Source organism: Panacagrimonas sp. (assembly GCF_965216805.1).
Lineage (GTDB): Bacteria > Pseudomonadota > Gammaproteobacteria > Nevskiales > Nevskiaceae > Panacagrimonas.
In genome coordinates, this window is the sequence record NZ_CBDCGN010000003.1 from 869,812 (window position 1) to 885,923 (window position 16,112).

The following is a 16,112-nucleotide window of genomic DNA, read 5'->3' on the forward strand; positions in this document are numbered from 1 at the left end:
GCGCTTTCACGCTCATGAGACCGGTGCAAGGACGTCGGTCCGACACCCTGGACGGAGAACCCCATGGCGGAAATTTCCACTCTCGGCTACCTGTGCATCGCGGCCAGCGACCTGAGCGCCTGGGAGCGGTTTGCGGTTGCGGTGCTGGGCCTGCAACTGGGCCGCCATGAACCGGGCAGGGCCTTGTCGCTGCGCATGGACGACTACGAGCAGCGCATCCTGATCGAGCGCGACGACGACGACGATCTCGCTGCCGCCGGCTGGAAGTTCGACACCGCGGGCGCGCTGGAAGCCTATGTCGCACAACTCGCGCAGCGCGGCGTGCATGCCGAGCCCGGCTCGCCCGAACTCACCGCGTCGCGGCGGGTGGAGCGGGTCTATACCTGCACCGACCCCGACGGCATCCGTCACGAGTTCTTCTACGGTCCGGCCTGCGCGCCCAGGGATCAGCCGTTTCGCTCGCAAGTCCTGCGTGGCGGCTTCGTCACCGGCGCGCTGGGGGTCGGCCATTACGTGAGCGCGGCCAGGGACTATGGGCGGACGGTGGCGTTCTATCGCGACGTGCTGGGACTGCGGGTGAGCGATCACATCCGCGCGCCGCTGCAAACGCCGATGGGCACGATCCCGTTCGAGGGGACGTTCTTCCATACCCGCACCGGGCGTCATCACTCGTTCGCCACCGCGCAGGTTCCGTTTCCCAAGCGCATCCATCACATCATGGTGGAAGTGTCCGACCCCAACGATGTCGGCATGGCCTACGACCGCTGCCTGGAGGCCGGCGTGCCGATCATGATGGGCCTGGGCCACCACCCCAACGACGGCATGTTCTCGTTCTACGCCGTCAGTCCCTCGGGCTTCGCGGTGGAATTCGGCAGCGGCGGCACGGTGGTGGACCCCGAGCACTGGGAAGTCTGCAGCTACTCGCAGCTCAGCGATTGGGGGCATGCCGCGCCGGGCGGGCATTGATGCCTTGGTGCCGCGGATTGCGTCCGTGGCTTTTCTCGTGATCGAAGCTGCAAACCTGAGGAGGACACCCATGGACGGAGACCGCAAGCCCGAGTTGCAGATCAAGCCGGGACGCTACGAAGACGCCGCGCTGGGCTTTCGCAATCACTGGTATCCGGCGCTGCTCAGCAGCGAGATCGGCGAAGAGCAGTTGGTGCCGCTGACCTTGCTCGGCGAGAACCTGCTGTTCAAGCGGATCGACGGCCAGGTCTACGCGATCGCCGACCAGTGCCTGCATCGCGGTTTCAAGTTCTCGACCAAACCGGAATGCTTCACCAAGAACACGATTACCTGCTGGCTGCACGCGTTCACCTACAACTTCCGCAACGGCGAGCTGGTGGCCATTCCCAGCGCGCCGGACAGCCGCCTGATCGGCAAGCGGCATCTGCACAGCTACCCGGTGCAGGAGATCAACGGCATGGTGTTCGCGTTCGTCGGCGACATGGATCCGCCACCGCCACTGGCGCACGACGTGCCGCCGGGGTTTCTCGATCCGGGCTGGACGGTGGTGGGCGCGGTGAACGTGCCGTCCGCCTGCAACTGGCGGCTGGCGGCGGACTCCGGCTTCGATCCGAATCACATCTTCATCCACAAGGACGATCATTTCCTGGCTGCGCTCGACCGTCCGTTTCCGATCGCCAACCGCATCGTCGGCGGCGACACGTTTCACGAGATCACCGAGGTCACCGGGCCCGGGCCCAAGGGTCTGGTCGACGCGCTGGGGAAATCCGAGCCGGTGTTCGAATTCGAGTTCGAATGCGACGGCGAGCGCGGGCGCATGGCGTCGAAGATTCCACCCAACGAGATGGCCTACCTGGCCTACGGTTCCATCGAGGGCTCGATCTGGTTGCCCGGTGCGCTGAAGGTGGCGCCCTGGCCGATCCTGGGCATGGTGCACTACGAGTGGTATGTGCCGGTGGACGAAAAGAACCACCGCTATTTCATCGCCTGGGGCAAACCCTGCGAAACCGACGCCGACAAGGCGGCGTTCGCGCACGAGGTCCACACCAAGTGGAAATACCTGGGCTACGAGCAGTTCAATCGCACCGATCTGATCGCCAATCTCGGCGTGGAAACCGGCACCGACGGACTGCCTTATCGCAGCGTCGAGAACCTGTTCGAGGGCGACGGCTACACCCTGGTTTGGCGGCGACTTGCCAGCCAGCACAACCGCGGCGTACAGACGCGCCGGGGGATTCCAACCGCATAAGGCAAACCGAGGACGCCGCCCGGGTGTCGCCGCCACGCAGTCGCGGTGCTCGGCAGGACGGGACGCAGGCCTCAGTATTCTGGAGAACCCACATGGCCGCAGACGGCTCAAGCACAAGCAGCGAACGCTGGACCCCGCAGCGCATCCGCGAACTCGTGGACGTCGACAACGGCACTGTCGATCCGCGCATCTACTGCGATCAGGACTTGTACGAGCGCGAACTCGAACAGGTTTTCGGTCGCAGCTGGCTGTTCCTGGCCCACCGTAGCCAGATTCCCAAGGCCGGCGATTTTTTTACGACCTACATGGGCGAAGACCCCGTCATCGTGTCGCGGCAGAAGGACGGAAAGGTCGTGGCCTTCCTCAATCAGTGCCGACACCGCGGCATGAAACTGAGCCGGCTGTCGCATGGCAACGCACGCTTCTTTACCTGTTCCTACCACGGCTGGAGCTATGACAGCGCCGGCAATCTGGTCAATGTCCCAAGGGAAAAGGAAGCGTTCTGCGGCAAGCTCAACAAGGCCGAATGGGGCGCCGTCCGGGTGCCGCGCGTGGCCGAGTACAAGGGCCTGATCTTCGGCTGCTGGGACCAGGAGGCGCCGGACCTGGACACCTGTCTTGGCGACGCCAGGTTCTACATGGATGCGATGTTCGATCGCTCCGACGCCGGCACCGAAGTCTGGGGCGGCGTGCACCGCTGGGTGATTCCCTGCAACTGGAAATTCGCCGCCGAGCAGTTCTGCAGCGACATGTATCACGCGCCGCTGTCGCATATGTCGGCGATCCTGGCGGTGCTGCCTGACGGTGTGCCGCCCGAGGCCGCCACCTGGCCCACCGAAGGCCTGCAGTGGCGATCTGCCGCGGCCGGCCATGGCACCGGCTTTCACACCGCCGACGACCAGGGCCAGTTGCTCGGGGCCATCGTCGGCGCGCCCGTGGCCCGCTATCTGATGGAGTCGCGCCCGCGGGTGATCGAGCGCCTGGGCGAGACGCGCACCCAGGCCATCAATGGCGCCCACATGACCATCTTCCCGACCTGTTCCTTCCTGCCCGGCATCAACACCTTGCGTGTGTGGCATCCGCGCGGACCCAATGAGATCGAGGTGTGGGCGCTGGCCATCGTCGATGCCGATGCGCCGCAGGAGGTCAAGGACTGCTGGGGTCAAGGCATCACGCGGACTTTCAGCCCGGGCGGCATGTTCGAACAGGACGACGGCGAAAACTGGATCGAGGTGCAGAAGGTGCTGCGCGGGAGCAAGGCGCGACGCCAGCGTTTCAACCTGCAGATGGGCCTGGGCAACAACCGTCAGGATGAGCGCTTCCCGGGTCCGCTGAGCTACGTGTTCTCGGAAGCGGCGGCGCGCGGATTCTACGATCGCTGGACCCGCATGATGATGGGCGAGTCGCACGCAGAGCTGGGCAGGACAGCCGCCACGGGAGTGCGCCCGTGAGCACCGTCACGCCCGAGTTGCAGCTCGATGTCGAGCGCTTTCTCTACGAGGAGGCCGCGCTGCTGGACCGCCGCGAGTATCGCCAGTGGCTGAACCTGTTCGCGCCCGATCTGCAGTACCGGATGCCGGCGCGCACCGATTACCACGAGCTGGTCAGTGGCGCCGAACCCCCGGCCAGTTTCGTGGCCGCCTACTTCGACGAGACCTTGGAATCGCTGGGCCAGCGCATCAAGCGTCTGGAGACCGGCAAAGCCTGGGCGGAGATGCCGCCGTCGCGTACCCGGCACAGCGTCAGCAACGTCTATCTGCGGCCGGCGGCCGTCGAGGGTGAGTGGGACGTGGAGTGCTGTTTCATGCTGTACCGCTCGCGCGCGGAGCGGCACGTGGATATCTTTGTGGGGGGCCGCGTGGATCGGCTGCGGCCGGCCAGCGACGGCACGCGCTGGAAAATCGCCAGACGGGTGATCGTGCTGGATCAGAGCACCTTGCTGGCGAACAACCTGAGCATCTTTTTCTGATGGGCCGGTTACTGCGTGCCTGCGCGGTCGATGAACTGGCCGACGGCGAAATCCGCGAGCTGAGCGACGCGCCGCTGCCGCTCGCCATCTGTCGCGCAGGCGCCGAGTGGTTCGCCTTCGAGAACCGCTGCACGCACGAGGATTTTCCACTCACCGACGGGGCTGTCGACGCGCTCGAAATCGAATGTCCCTTGCATGGCGCCAGATTCTGTCTGCGCAGCGGCGCGGTACGGGCGGCGCCCGGCAGCACCACCATTCGTGTGTATCCGGTGCGGGTCGACAACGGCGAGGTGCTGATCGATCTGACCGATTCGTAGGACAGGCCGCGCGCGACCGGCGGAAACGGTGTTCCTGCTGCGTCAGCCCCCGTCGAAGAAACTGGAGCACGGCAGGACATCGGCAATAGCAGGACATCAGAAATAGATTTGCAGCGCGCACTCGCGCGACGTTCCTTCCTAAAGAGGCTATCCCATGACCCAACTCAGTGAAACGTCCACCAGCCGCACCGTCGAAGCCGCTGGCCAGGTGCTGCATTACAACGAAGCAGGCTCGGGTCCGGCCGTCATCATGCTGCACGGCGGCGGACCGGGAGCCGGCGGATGGAGCAACTTTTATCGCAACATCGAGGCTTATGCGGGCGCAGGCTTTCGCGTGATCCTGCTCGACTGTCCGGGCTTCAACAAATCCTCGCCACTGGTCTCGGCCGACCCCCGCGGGCTGGTCAACGCACGTGCGGTCAAGGCGCTGATGGATGCGCTGAAGATCGACAAGGCACACCTGGTCGGAAATTCCATGGGTGGGCTGTCGGCACTTACGTTTGCGCTCGAGTATCCCGAGCACACGGATCGCCTGGTGCTCATGGGCTCGGCGGGCCTGGGCCAGAGCCTGATCCAGCCTTCGCCACAGGAGGGCATCAAGCTGCTGCTGAAGCTGTATCAGCAGCCGACCTTGGAGAATCTGCAGGCCATGCTGCAGGTGATGGTTTACGACAACTCGGTGCTCACCGAGGAGTTGGTCCAGGGCCGCTGGCAGGCCATGCAGCGCAGCGCCGAGCATCTGGCGAACTTCATCAAGAGCTTCGAGCTGAATCCGCGCGCGCTGTTCGTGGATCTCACCCCGCGGCTGGCGGAAATCAAGTCCAGGGCGTTGGTGATCTGGGGTCGTGACGACCGCTTCGTGCCGCTGGATAACGGCCTCAAGCTGGTGTGGGGAATGCAGCACGCCGACCTGCATGTGTTCGGCCGCTGCGGCCACTGGGCGCAATGGGAGCATGCCGAAAAATTCAACGCGCTGTCCTTGCAGTTCCTGCGCGGATAGAAGTCCGTATTGCCGAGGCGCCCCGACTTGCTGCGCTCAGCGCGGCGGCGTCCAGGGCAGTCGGTAGTCCCGTAGCCCGGGCGAAGCCCGGGGTTCCAAGTGCCCGCGAAGGTAAACCCCGGGTTGCACCCGGGCTACGCGGTTTTCAGATTTAGGTGCACCGAAGATTTTCCTGGGATTCGCAAGTCTCAGCGCGGCGGCGTCCAGGGCAGTCGGTAGCCGGTTTCGAACATGCCGTAGCCCAAGGTGCCGTCGGCCAGGCGGCATTCCATCAACTGCTCGCGCAGCACAAAGGTGTCGAGCGGGAACAGCCAGTTGAACAGCGGCTTGGCGGTGATCTCGAACCGGCGATCCTGGTCGTCGACAAAGATCCACCGGCTGGAGGTGGCGGCGAAGCCTTCGGTGTCGAAGTCGAGCTGCGCTTCCACATGCGGGACCCGACACCATTGCTTGCCGTCGTGCAGCATGCGCATGTACGCGGACTGGCCGCCGGTGGAAATGCCGTGGATACCGGCGAACGCCATGCCGTTGTCGAAGATGGGCCAGGCCAGCCGGTAGTGCTGCAGGCCGTCCCAGTTGCGCACACCGGCGGCGATATCGCGAAAGCCCTTGCCGCTGAAGCTTTGGCGCGTGCCACGGTGCACGATGTGGCCGCTGACCGTGGACGTGCCCTCCAGGTGTACCTGCGCGATCTCGCGCGCGAACGAGCCCTCCTTGTCCTGCGTCATGGCGATGCAATCGACCATCGGGGTGAGCTGGTCCCAGCACAGGTCCATGGAAAAGTCGCGGGTCTCGATGCTGATGCGGGTCTTCACCAGCGGCACCTCGGCGTGCACGCGCATGCCGGCGATCTTCATGCCCTGAGCCGGCCGTTCCAGCGTGTAGGCCAGATTCTGGTTGGTGCGGGTGAAGATGGGCCGGCCATCCCGAAACACGATCAGCCAGGTGTTGGCTTCGCTATCGGTCTCCAGCAATCCGATGCGGATGAAGGCGCCGGTGCGCGTGGCCGGATCGTAGGCTTGATAGTAGTAACTCTGATTCCAGCGCTCGACGCCCTTGCCGTCGATCAGCCCTTCGTACTTCACATGGTCGGGATCGGGATTCATGGCGTTCTTCCGTGAGGTTCTGCCGCGTGGTTGCGGGCGCGCTCAGCCCTTGGGGGCGCGCAGGTAATCAAGGTAGGCAGTGGGCCACATGAATTCAGACCAGCCGACGCCGGCCTGGCCGTCAATCTCGCAGCTCATGGCGCCCTCGAACAGGGTGCAGCTCGGCACCGGCTGCAAGGGGAAATGTCCGAAGTAGCGGCCGCTGAGCTTGGCGCTGCGTCCGGCGGTGTCGGTGACCACCGCCTGGATACGCTGGTGGCGGAACATCGAATCGTTTTCCCAGTCGACGTCGACGCCGGTGACTTCGGCCATGCGACCGTCCCTGACGACATAGCCGCGCTGCTCGGTACGGCCGCGCGCCTGGATCTGCCAGAAGTGCACGCAGGTGCCGTCGGCGGATTGTGCGTGCAGCCACTTCCAGTGCTGCGGCACGTCCCAGTCGCGCGTGCCCCAGGAATGGTCGCGCGCGCAGGTGGTGTCGATCGCATACGTCTTGCCGTCCACCTTGAGTTCGCCGCGCATGCGCCCGGCCTGCTCGATGCGGTCGCGTGCCGCCCAGTCGGGGCAGCCGTCCGGATGGAAGCCGTAGGCATAGGCGGGGTGGAGCGCCTCGAATTTGGCGTCGAGCTGGATGCGCGGGCCGTTGGCGCGCAGCTCCGCGGTCTGCAGCTTGAGGTCCTGCTTCAGATGCAAGGGGCCGACCTGCCAGTCGTCGAAATTCTTTTCCGGACCCATCGGAATGCCGTCGCAGGCTTCCATGATGGGCGTGTCGCCGATGCCGGGGCCATAGGCGACGAACACCGATCCGGCCAGATTGTCCTTGGTCACCCAGGTGTAGATGAAGGTGCCGATGCCGTGCTCGGGCAGCGACACTACGTAGGGAATGGACTCGCGCTCCAGCGGCAGGTCGCGCAGCGCATGGCGGCCGTCGTTGACCGGGTCCAGGGTGGGAATGACGCGGTTGGGGCTGAGCTTGCTCATGGGGCTCCTGTCAGTAAGCGGTGAGAGTCGAATCGATCTTCGCCGTGATAATATGGAACCATACCAATTTCTGCCATTCGGAGCGGCCCCACATGCCTTATCAATCCGTGTACCGGCCAGGACTGTTCGACGGCCAGGTCGTTCTGATCACCGGCGGCGGCAGCGGCATCGGCCGCTGCACCGCACATGAGCTGGCTTCCATCGGTGCCACCGTCGCCATCGTCGGCCGCGATCTCGACAAGCTTGCCACGGTTAAATCGGAGATCGAGGCCGAGGGTATCGCAGCCGGCAAGGTCAGCACGCACGCCTGCGATATCCGCAAGGAAGAGCAGGTGATCGCCATGGTCGACGAGGTGTTGGCCCAGCACGGTCGTATCGACGGCTTGGTCAACAACGCCGGTGGCCAGTATCGCCAACCGCTCAAGGACATCAGCAGCAAGGGCTTTGAGGCAGTGGTCCGGTTGAATCTGTTCGGCGGCTTCCAGGTCATGCGCGAGGTTTACAACCGCTGGATGAGCGCCAATGGCGGCAGCATCGTCAACATCATTGCCGACATCTGGGGCGGTTGGGCCAACTACGGTCACTCCGGCGCTGCGCGCGGCGGCATGTGGACGTTGACGGAGTCGGCCGCGTCAGAGTGGGCACCGGCCGGAGTGCGGGTGAACTGCGTGGCGCCGGGCGGTATCGAGAGCAGCGGGTTCGATACTTACGAGCCGGACGCGCAGCAGGAAATTCTCAAGTTTCCGCCGACCATTCCGGCGCAGCGTTACGGCAACGTGGCGGAAATGTCGGGCGCCATCGTGTACCTGCTGTCGCCGGTGTCCTCGTTCGTGACCGGTTCCTGCATCCGGGTGGACGGCGGCGCGCCCAACGCGCGCTTCTGCTGGAATCCGCCGACGCCGCTGGCGAACACACCGGCAGACAAATCTCGACCATTCGAGGGTTTTCATCTGGACGCGCGGCCGCGGCTGTTGACCGAGGGCATCACCAAGAAGCCGAGGCGCTGAGCGCCGACACAAAAAAGCCGGCCGTCGAACGACGGCCGGCTTTGAAACGGCAAGGCTCGCGATCAGCCCATCACATACGTCGACTTGTACTGCTGGTAGCCGCTCAGTGCTTCGGGGCCGAACTCGCGGCCCAGGCCGCTGGCCTTGACGCCGCCGAACGGCGAGCCCACCGCCGGAATGTAACCGTTGATGCCGATGGTGCCGGTCTGCACTTGACGCGCGACCTTGCTCGCACGATCAGGGTCGCTGCCCCATACCGAACCGCCCAGGCCGTAGATGGAATCGTTGGCCAGACGCACCGCGTCGGCGTCGTCCTTGTACGGAATCACCGTCAGCACAGGTCCGAAGATCTCCTCGCGACCGACGGTGGTGTTGTTGTGGTCGTCGGCGAACACGGTGGGCTGCACGAACCAGCCGCGATCGGTGCCCGGCTTGCCGCCGCCGGCGATCAGGCGTGCCTCGGACTTGCCCTTCTCGATGTAGCCCTGCACGCGATCACGATGCAGTGCCGAAGCCATCGGCCCGACGTGGGTGTCGGCGTCCAGCGCATCGCCGACCTTGAGCGCGCCCATCAGGCCGGCCATGGCTTCCAGCACCTGCTCGTACTTGCTCTGCGGCGCCAGGATGCGGGTGCAGTTGAAGCAGGTCTGACCGTTGTTGAGCATGGCCACCTGCGGCAGACCCTGCATCACCGCGTTGAGGTCGGCGTCATCGAGAATGATGGCGGCGGACTTGCCGCCCAGCTCCAAGGTGACCGGGCGCAGCAGTTCGCCGCAGACGCGGGCGATGATGCGTCCGGCCGCGGTGGAACCGGTGAAGGCGACCTTGTCCACACCCGGGTGCGACACCAGATAGGCGCCGACCTCGCGATCCGCCGCCACCCAGTTCACCACGCCGGCCGGCACGCCCGCTTCGGCAGCCGCTTCGGCGACGATGTAGCTGTCCAGCACCGTGCCCGGCGAGGGCTTCATCACCAGGGTGCAGCCGGCCGCCATGGCCGGGGCGATCTTGCTCAGCGCCAGGGTGACCGGGAAATTCCAGGGCACGATGCCGGCCACCACGCCAATCGGGTCGCGGCTGACCCGGGTTTCCTTGCCGACCTGCGAAGGACGCACCTCGTCGGTGCCCTGGCTGCGTGCCAACTCGGCGTAGTACTGCATCAGTCCAGCGCCGAACTGACCTTCCAGGCCGGTGCTGACCGCCAGCGGCATGCCGTTCTGCACGCTCACCGCGCGGGCGATGGCGTCGCTGCGCTTGGCCAGGCTGGCGGCGAAGCGATGCATGATCTCGGCACGCTCGTTGGGCGTGGCCTGCGCCCAGGCGCCGGATTCCAAAGCTTTGCGCGCGGCGGCCACGGCGCGGTCGACGTCGGCCTCCATCGCCTCGGGCACCGAGCCGATCACTTCCTCGGTGGAGGCGTTGATGAGTTCGAAGCTGCGGGTTGTCGACGGGGCCACCCACTCGCCGCCGATGTAGAACGCGTTCTGAAGATGGTCCTGCACGCCCATGATGATCTCCGTCCGTTAGCGGCCGTGGACAGGGTCGCCCGCGGCACTGATATTCACATCGTATGGTACCAGACTGCTTTTGCGGTGCGCGCCACACGCAAACGGGTTGCCCGAGGTGTTGCGCCGATGCTCGGATATCACCGCAAATGGTGCCAATTCCCCCCAGCCGTAAGTTAGTCCGCCGCGTGGTGGCAAGCGACGGCGACCGGCGCCAGCGCTCAGTGCCGGCCTCGATACCGCGCGGGGGTCTGTCCGGTGCATCGGCGGAACTGTTCGGTGAAGTGCGACTGGCTGGAGAACCCGCACTCCTGAGCGATGAAGGCGAGGTCGTGTGCGGTGTGCAGCAGCAACCTGCGCGCGGCGTGAACGCGACGCTGGACCAAGTGCTGGTGCGGCGTGGATCCGCTGGCGACCTGGAAGGCCGCGCAGAACTGCGCACGCTTGAGGCCGCAGATTCCGGCCAGTTCGTCGAGCGTCAGTTTGCGGCGCAGATGGGCGTCGACGTAGTCCAGTAAGTGACACAGGCGCAGGCGTCCGACCCACTGCGCGTCCGCCAGCGGATCGCGAACGGCCGCGTCGCAGCCCTCCACGCTCGCCGCCCAGTGCTCGAGATGGCACAGCAACGCGTCCGCGATGCGCGGCAGGTAATCGGCGGGCAGCGTGCCGTCGGCCCGTGCTGCGCGAACCAGGGTCTCCATCGCCGCGCTGACGTAGGGATCGCGCATCGCAAAACACGATGGGGCCGCGGTAGCCAGGTCAATCAGCGACTGTGCAGCACCGCCACCGGTCGGCACGTGCAGGGTCACCACGCCGACGCTGCCATGGGTGCGGAATCGCGCAGCCTGGCCGGGCGGCAGCAGGGTGATCAGGCCGGGGATAGAGCGTGCCGGGGACAGCCCGCCGTCGGTGACTTGGCGGACCCGGCGCGAGCCGCCGCTGTGCAGCGCCACCACCAGTTCGTCGTGCTGCGCCAGCTCGAAGCCCTCGAACTCCGGCGTCTGCCAGCCGAAGATGCCGAGGCCGTCGGCGCGCACCTGGCGCGCCACCACCGGTGCGACCCGGAAGGCGGACTGGAAGGCATCGGCGGCGCGTGCACGCATCACGGCAGGGATGTTCGATGACTGGACGACTGGACGATTCTGCCATGCAAGGGCGACGAATCCGATAGAACCGCCCGGCGGCGGTGGCAAGATCGAAAACGGTCGGCGTCCCGGGACCCCGGCGCGCCCGAGTCAATTGCGGAGGACAGACACATGAACGATCCAAGAATGATCAACGCGGATGCCTATTTCCGCTACTACAACCCGGTCCTCACCAACGAGGCTTACTTCAAGTACTGGCGCACCTGTGCGCTGATGGGGCCGGTGTTTCTCGCCGCCTTCCTGATCTGCTGGGGCATGCTCGGGTACAACATCCCGCCGATCCCGGCCGACCACACGCCGGAACAGCTCGCCCAGCACTTCCGCACCAACTACAACGAGGTGCGCGCGGGCATGGCCGGCGCCATGTTGTTCGGCTGCCTGTACCTGCCGTGGACCCTGGCGATCTACAAGGTGATGCAGCTGATCAACCGCAACGAGAACGACATGATCTCCACCCTGCAGATGTGGGGCGGCGGGCTCACCGTGGTGCCGTTGGTGACGTCCTCGGTGTTCTGGCTCACCGGCGCGTATCGCCCCGACGTGCTGTCGCCGGTCACCCTGCAGATGCTCTACGACCAGGGCTGGCTGCTGATCGACATGTTCTACTTCATCACCACCATTCCGATGGTGGCGATCGGCGTCGCCGGCCTCACCGACAAGCGCGCCAAACCGCTGTTCCCGCGCTGGGTGTGCTGGTATTCGATCTGGGCCGGATTGAGCTTTCTGTTCGAACTGCTGATGCCGTTCTTCAAGACCGGCCTGTTCGCGCGCCAGGGCTGGCTCAACTTCTGGGTCGAGTTTGTGGTCTGGTTTGCCTACATCCTGCTGATCACCTTCTTCATGCTCAAGGCGATTCCGCGCCTGCAGCAGGAGCGTGCGCAGATGCTCGAACAGACCTGATCGGCGGACGCCCGGGTCGACCTCAATGACCAGTCCCAGCGCGCCAGAGGCCACGCATCCCGCGATCGGCGCATCGCGGGAGCAGGCCGACCCGGTGTCCGGCATCCTGTCCTTCATCATCGCGGACCTGATCGTGTTCGCGATGCTGTTCACCGGCTTCATGGTGGACCGCTCGGCCGAGCTGGCGGTGTTCAATGAGTCGGCGAACAAGCTGAACTTTCACCTGGGGCTGGCCAATCTGCTGATCCTGGTCAGCAGCGGGCTGTGCGTGGTATTCGCGGTGACGGCGGCGCGCGAGGGCCGTGTTGCGGCGCTGCGCAACTGGATACTGGCGGGCTTTGTCATCGGGGCCGCTTTCGGGGTGAGCAAGGTGGTGGAGTACGGCGACAAATTCGCCGACGGCATCAGCATGCACACCAACAATTTCTACATGTACTACTACGCGCTGACCGGCGCGCATTTCCTGCACTTCCTCGGCGGCATGGGGGCCTTGGCCTTCATCTGGGTTTACAGCCTGCGCCATGCCGCGGCGCCGGGCTTTCGCAGCAAGATCGAGGCGGTCGGGCTGTACTGGCACATGGTGGATTTGCTCTGGATACTGATCTTCCCGCTGCTCTACGTCCTGGGCCTGCAATGGCAAGCCTGTCCGTAAACCGCGCGGCGATTCTCACCTGGGCGTTCCTGGTCGGAGCCAGCGTGGCCACCTGGCTGTTGATCGAGAATCGCGGCCTGGACGCCGCCGCCGCGGTGGCGTCGATCATGCTGATCGCGCTGGTCAAGGCGCGCCTGATCGTGCTGCACTTCATGGAGCTCAAGCACGCGCCGCTGCGCTGGCGCATCGCCTTCGAACTATGGGTGGTGGTGGCCGCCTCGCTGATTCTGGGGCTGTGGTGGTTTACCGGCAGCGGAGCCGATTGCGGGCTGCGTTGAAGCGTGCACGCGCCGCTCCCCAACGCCCCTCGCCGCGAGTGGACATCTTGAGCCGCAACCCTGCCGTTGCAACGCGCCGCGTACCGGGAGCCGAAGGCATCTGGGTGTTCGTGGCCTTCGACATGCTGTTCTTCTTCCTGCTGTTCATGCTGTTCATGACCGGCCGCAGGACGGCGCCGGAAGTCTACGAGGCCGGCCGGCTGACCCTGGATCCAAACTATGGCGGCATCAACACGCTGATCCTGTTGACCAGCTCATGGTTGTTCGTGCTGGCGCTGGAGGCTGCCCGCGGCGACCGCGTGCAGGAGACGGGTCGCTGGCTGATGGCTGCGCTGCTGTGCGGTGTGGCGTTCGGGGTTTCCAAGGCCTTCGAGTACGGCGACAAGCTCGCCGCCGGCCTGACCCCGGCGACCAACGATTTCTACATGTACTACTTCGTGCTCACCGGTTTTCACCTGCTGCACGTCATCGGCGGCTGCGTGATGCTGGGGGTGTTCTGGAACATGGCACGCGGTGGTGCGTTCAACCGCCAGCGGCTGGTCGTGATCGAATGCGGTGGGCTGTACTGGCACATGGTCGATCTGCTGTGGATCGTGTTGTTCCCACTGCTTTACCTGATGCGCTGACCATGGACCGGTTGAAGAACCTGTGGGATCGCCCCGCCAGCCGGATCTGGCTGCTGCTGATGACGGCGACGGTCGCCACCACCTGGTGGCTGGCCAAGGACGTGATCGCGCCGCGGGTCGGCACGGTGGCGATCATCGCGATCGCTGCCTACAAGGTGCGTCTGGTGCTGCTGCACTTCATGGAACTGCGCCATGCCCCGCTGCCGCTGCGCCTGGTGTTCGAGGCCTGGGTGTTGCTCGTGACCGCCGCGGTGGTGGGCCTGTACCTGACGACGCCGGCCTGAGCACCGCTGGCCTCGACCCCGTGCCGTTCAGTTCTGTCCCTGCTCCTGGGTCTGCTGCGCCCGCGCCTGCGTGTCGATCGGCGTCAGCGTAGCGCGCGCGTGCTCTCGCACCACCCGGAAACCCAGAGCGTCGCTGCGCCCGTCGGCGGCATCGGCATCGCGCGAGGCCGAACGCATGCTGCGTGGGTGATTGCCCCAGCCGCCACCGCGATTGACGCGCTTGCCGCAGTCGCCGCCGCTGACCCGGGCAGAGCCGTCAGTGGGGGCGTCGGTGTAGTCGTTGTGCCAGCAGTCCTGCACCCATTCCCAGACATTGCCGTTCATGTCGTGAATGTCCCAGGGGTTGGGCTTGTAGGTGCCGACCGGCGCGGTGTAGGCATGGCCGTCGTCGCAGTACACGTGCCAATGCCAGTTGGGATGCTCTTCCCGGCCGGTAAGGTCGAGCATGTTGGCGTGGCCGCAAGTCCACTCGGCGCCATCGCCCCAGGAATAGCGGGTGTTGGTGCCGGCGCGCGCGGCGTACTCCCATTCGGCCTCGGTCGGCAGCCGGTAGACCTGGCCGGTCTTGCGGCTGAGCCAGGTCACGTACTGCTGGGCATCCAACCAGGTCACGTCGATGACCGGCCGCAGGCCGCGGCCCCAGCCGTGGTCGTCAGGCTTGCGCAGACAGCCGCCCGCGCCCACGCATTCGTCCCACTGGTCGAAGGTGATCTCGAAGCGGCCGATCGAGAATTCGGCGATCTCCACTTCGCGCAGCGGTCGTTCGTACAGGGTGCCGGTGTCGCTCTGTTCGCCCATCAGAAAGCGCCCACCGGGCAGGCGCACCATCTGCGGAGAATCCGCGCAGTCGCGCCAGACCTGCGTCTCCAGCGCCGGGTCGGCGGCAGGCGGGGGGGCGCAGTCGAACATGCGGTCGTCGCTCTTTTTCTGCAGCTTGACCGCCTGCAGCTTACCGGCGGCCTTGGAGTCTGCCGCAACGGGCCCGATCGCCGCGGCACCGAGCAGCAGGAGGGCGGCGCCGGTCCCGGCGCCGCAGGTCCAACGACGGTCGCTCGGGCTCAGACGCTGCGTTGTGCCTTGGATGCCGCCGTCGCGGCCTGACTGGTTTCGCGGATCTTCCGCCATGCCTCATCACTCAGTTTGTTTAGGCCGGCGAAGGTCGACGGCGCGGCCAGATGATGACCGCCATCGATACAGATGGTTTCGCCGGTGATGTAGTCGCAATGATCGCTCAGCAGCAGGATCATCAGATTGGCCAGTTCCCGGATCTCGCCGTAACGGCCCATCGGCACCTCATCCGCCTGCGTCGCCCCGATCTTGACATCGTCGGTGGGCGCGAGCATCTGCCAAGCATACTCGGTGGGGAAGGGCCCGGGCGCCACCGCGTTGATGCGAATGCCGTACTTGGCCCATTCCACCGCCAGCGACATGGTCATGGCATTGACCGCCGCCTTGGACATCGCCGAGGGCACGACGAAAGCCGAGCCGGTCCACACCCAGGTCACCAGGGTGGAGACGATCGAGCCCTTGAGGCCCTGCTCGATCCAGCGCTTGCCGCAGGCGTGCGTGGTGAAAAAAGCGCCGTTCATGACGGTGGAGGTGATGGCCTCGAACGCACGTGGGCTGACGTCCTTGGTCGGAGCGATGAAGTTGGCAGCCGCGTTGTTGACCAGACCGGTGAGCGGGCCGTGCTGCGACCAGATTTCCGCCACCGCGGCATCGACCAGATCGGCCTTGCGAATGTCGACAGACTGGGTGAAGGCACGCTCGCTGCCGCAGCGCTCGTTGATCTCCCTGGCGGCCTGGTCCAGTACCTCCTGGCGGCGACCCCACAAATGCACGTTGGCACCATGCTGGGCCAGGAAGCCGGCCACGCCTTTGCCCAAGCCGGTGCCGCCACCGGTGACGAGGATGCGCTTGCCGACGAGTGCGTTTTGGTCGTAGAGAGCCATGATCGATTCTCGGTTGAGGTGAAGGTTGCGATGCGCCGGGGCCGGTTGCAATGCGATGCCGGCATGCGAAGTGCGCATTCGCCTGGACAGCGCCGACCGGGGATCGTCTTTACAGTTAGTATGGAACCATACTAGCATGGTCTGTGTTCGTCGCAATTGCCGGCGTGTGCTGCGC

General features: G+C 65.4%; 18 protein-coding genes. 12 read left to right on the forward strand and 6 right to left on the reverse strand.

What is annotated here, in order from left to right:
- Positions 1-63: 63 nt before the first annotated feature.
- The 6 genes from ACOOHP_RS17050 to ACOOHP_RS17075 all read left to right on the forward strand — a co-directional run bounded on the left by ACOOHP_RS17050 (position 64) and on the right by ACOOHP_RS17075 (position 5,501).
- Positions 64-966: a VOC family protein gene (locus ACOOHP_RS17050; RefSeq protein ID WP_420467685.1), complete on the forward strand. Its 903-nt coding sequence runs from the start codon at positions 64-66 to the stop codon at positions 964-966.
- 70 nt (positions 967-1,036) lie between these two features.
- Positions 1,037-2,215 (forward strand): Rieske 2Fe-2S domain-containing protein, encoded by a 1,179-nt coding sequence (locus tag ACOOHP_RS17055; protein ID WP_420467686.1) that lies wholly within the window; start codon positions 1,037-1,039, stop codon positions 2,213-2,215.
- Between the two features lie 92 nt (positions 2,216-2,307).
- Complete coding sequence (locus tag ACOOHP_RS17060; RefSeq protein ID WP_420467687.1) at positions 2,308-3,666, forward strand: aromatic ring-hydroxylating oxygenase subunit alpha; 1,359 nt, start codon at positions 2,308-2,310, stop codon at positions 3,664-3,666.
- Positions 3,663-4,184, forward strand: coding sequence for an aromatic-ring-hydroxylating dioxygenase subunit beta (locus ACOOHP_RS17065; RefSeq protein ID WP_420467688.1), 522 nt, complete (start codon positions 3,663-3,665; stop codon positions 4,182-4,184). Before ACOOHP_RS17060 ends, ACOOHP_RS17065 begins: the two co-directional genes overlap by 4 nt.
- Positions 4,184-4,501, forward strand: coding sequence for a non-heme iron oxygenase ferredoxin subunit (locus tag ACOOHP_RS17070; protein WP_420467689.1), 318 nt, complete (start codon positions 4,184-4,186; stop codon positions 4,499-4,501). The genes ACOOHP_RS17065 and ACOOHP_RS17070 overlap by 1 nt, the downstream gene beginning before the upstream one ends.
- A 154-nt stretch (positions 4,502-4,655) precedes the next feature.
- The gene (locus ACOOHP_RS17075) at positions 4,656-5,501 is read left to right on the forward strand and encodes an alpha/beta fold hydrolase (RefSeq protein ID WP_420467690.1); all 846 of its coding nucleotides are present in this window, start codon (positions 4,656-4,658) and stop codon (positions 5,499-5,501) included.
- A 188-nt stretch (positions 5,502-5,689) separates the two neighbouring features.
- Here ACOOHP_RS17075 and ACOOHP_RS17080 read toward each other — a convergent pair whose 3' ends face one another.
- The gene (locus ACOOHP_RS17080) at positions 5,690-6,607 is read right to left on the reverse strand and encodes a DUF7064 domain-containing protein (RefSeq protein ID WP_420467691.1); all 918 of its coding nucleotides are present in this window, start codon (positions 6,605-6,607) and stop codon (positions 5,690-5,692) included.
- Between the two features lie 42 nt (positions 6,608-6,649).
- Positions 6,650-7,588 carry a DUF7064 domain-containing protein gene (locus ACOOHP_RS17085; RefSeq protein WP_420467692.1) on the reverse strand — a complete coding sequence of 313 codons (939 nt, stop codon included), beginning with the start codon at positions 7,586-7,588 and terminating at the stop codon, positions 6,650-6,652.
- Between the two features lie 92 nt (positions 7,589-7,680).
- Between ACOOHP_RS17085 and ACOOHP_RS17090 the strand changes: the two genes are divergently transcribed.
- Positions 7,681-8,595 (forward strand): SDR family oxidoreductase, encoded by a 915-nt coding sequence (locus ACOOHP_RS17090; protein ID WP_420467693.1) that lies wholly within the window; start codon positions 7,681-7,683, stop codon positions 8,593-8,595.
- Positions 8,596-8,657: 62 nt separating this feature from the next.
- Here ACOOHP_RS17090 and ACOOHP_RS17095 read toward each other — a convergent pair whose 3' ends face one another.
- Positions 8,658-10,103 (reverse strand): aldehyde dehydrogenase, encoded by a 1,446-nt coding sequence (locus ACOOHP_RS17095; RefSeq protein ID WP_420467694.1) that lies wholly within the window; start codon positions 10,101-10,103, stop codon positions 8,658-8,660.
- Positions 10,104-10,321: 218 nt separating this feature from the next.
- On the reverse strand, positions 10,322-11,203 hold the full coding sequence (locus tag ACOOHP_RS17100; RefSeq protein ID WP_420467695.1) for a helix-turn-helix transcriptional regulator: 882 nt from the start codon (positions 11,201-11,203) through the stop codon (positions 10,322-10,324).
- A 153-nt stretch (positions 11,204-11,356) separates the two neighbouring features.
- Between ACOOHP_RS17100 and ACOOHP_RS17105 the strand changes: the two genes are divergently transcribed.
- From ACOOHP_RS17105 to ACOOHP_RS17125, 5 genes are read left to right on the forward strand one after another with little or no spacing between them, the layout of a single operon-like run.
- Positions 11,357-12,145, forward strand: coding sequence for a hypothetical protein (locus ACOOHP_RS17105; RefSeq protein WP_420467696.1), 789 nt, complete (start codon positions 11,357-11,359; stop codon positions 12,143-12,145).
- A 25-nt stretch (positions 12,146-12,170) separates the two neighbouring features.
- Positions 12,171-12,797, forward strand: a complete 627-nt coding sequence (locus ACOOHP_RS17110; RefSeq protein WP_420467697.1) for a cytochrome c oxidase subunit 3 — start codon at positions 12,171-12,173, stop codon at positions 12,795-12,797.
- The gene (locus tag ACOOHP_RS17115; RefSeq protein ID WP_420467698.1) at positions 12,779-13,075 is read left to right on the forward strand and encodes a cytochrome C oxidase subunit IV family protein; all 297 of its coding nucleotides are present in this window, start codon (positions 12,779-12,781) and stop codon (positions 13,073-13,075) included. The genes ACOOHP_RS17110 and ACOOHP_RS17115 overlap by 19 nt, the downstream gene beginning before the upstream one ends.
- Positions 13,076-13,113: 38 nt before the next feature.
- Positions 13,114-13,701 carry a cytochrome c oxidase subunit 3 family protein gene (locus tag ACOOHP_RS17120; RefSeq protein ID WP_420467699.1) on the forward strand — a complete coding sequence of 196 codons (588 nt, stop codon included), beginning with the start codon at positions 13,114-13,116 and terminating at the stop codon, positions 13,699-13,701.
- Between the two features lie 2 nt (positions 13,702-13,703).
- Complete coding sequence (locus ACOOHP_RS17125; protein WP_420467700.1) at positions 13,704-13,985, forward strand: cytochrome C oxidase subunit IV family protein; 282 nt, start codon at positions 13,704-13,706, stop codon at positions 13,983-13,985.
- A 27-nt stretch (positions 13,986-14,012) separates the two neighbouring features.
- Here ACOOHP_RS17125 and ACOOHP_RS17130 read toward each other — a convergent pair whose 3' ends face one another.
- Together ACOOHP_RS17130 and ACOOHP_RS17135 are read right to left on the reverse strand one after the other, a co-directional pair.
- A complete protein-coding gene (locus ACOOHP_RS17130; RefSeq protein ID WP_420467701.1) occupies positions 14,013-15,110 on the reverse strand; it encodes a formylglycine-generating enzyme family protein in 1,098 nt (365 codons plus the stop codon).
- A complete protein-coding gene (locus ACOOHP_RS17135; protein WP_420467702.1) occupies positions 15,044-15,937 on the reverse strand; it encodes an SDR family oxidoreductase in 894 nt (297 codons plus the stop codon). Before ACOOHP_RS17135 ends, ACOOHP_RS17130 begins: the two co-directional genes overlap by 67 nt.
- Positions 15,938-16,112: the final 175 nt, after the last annotated feature.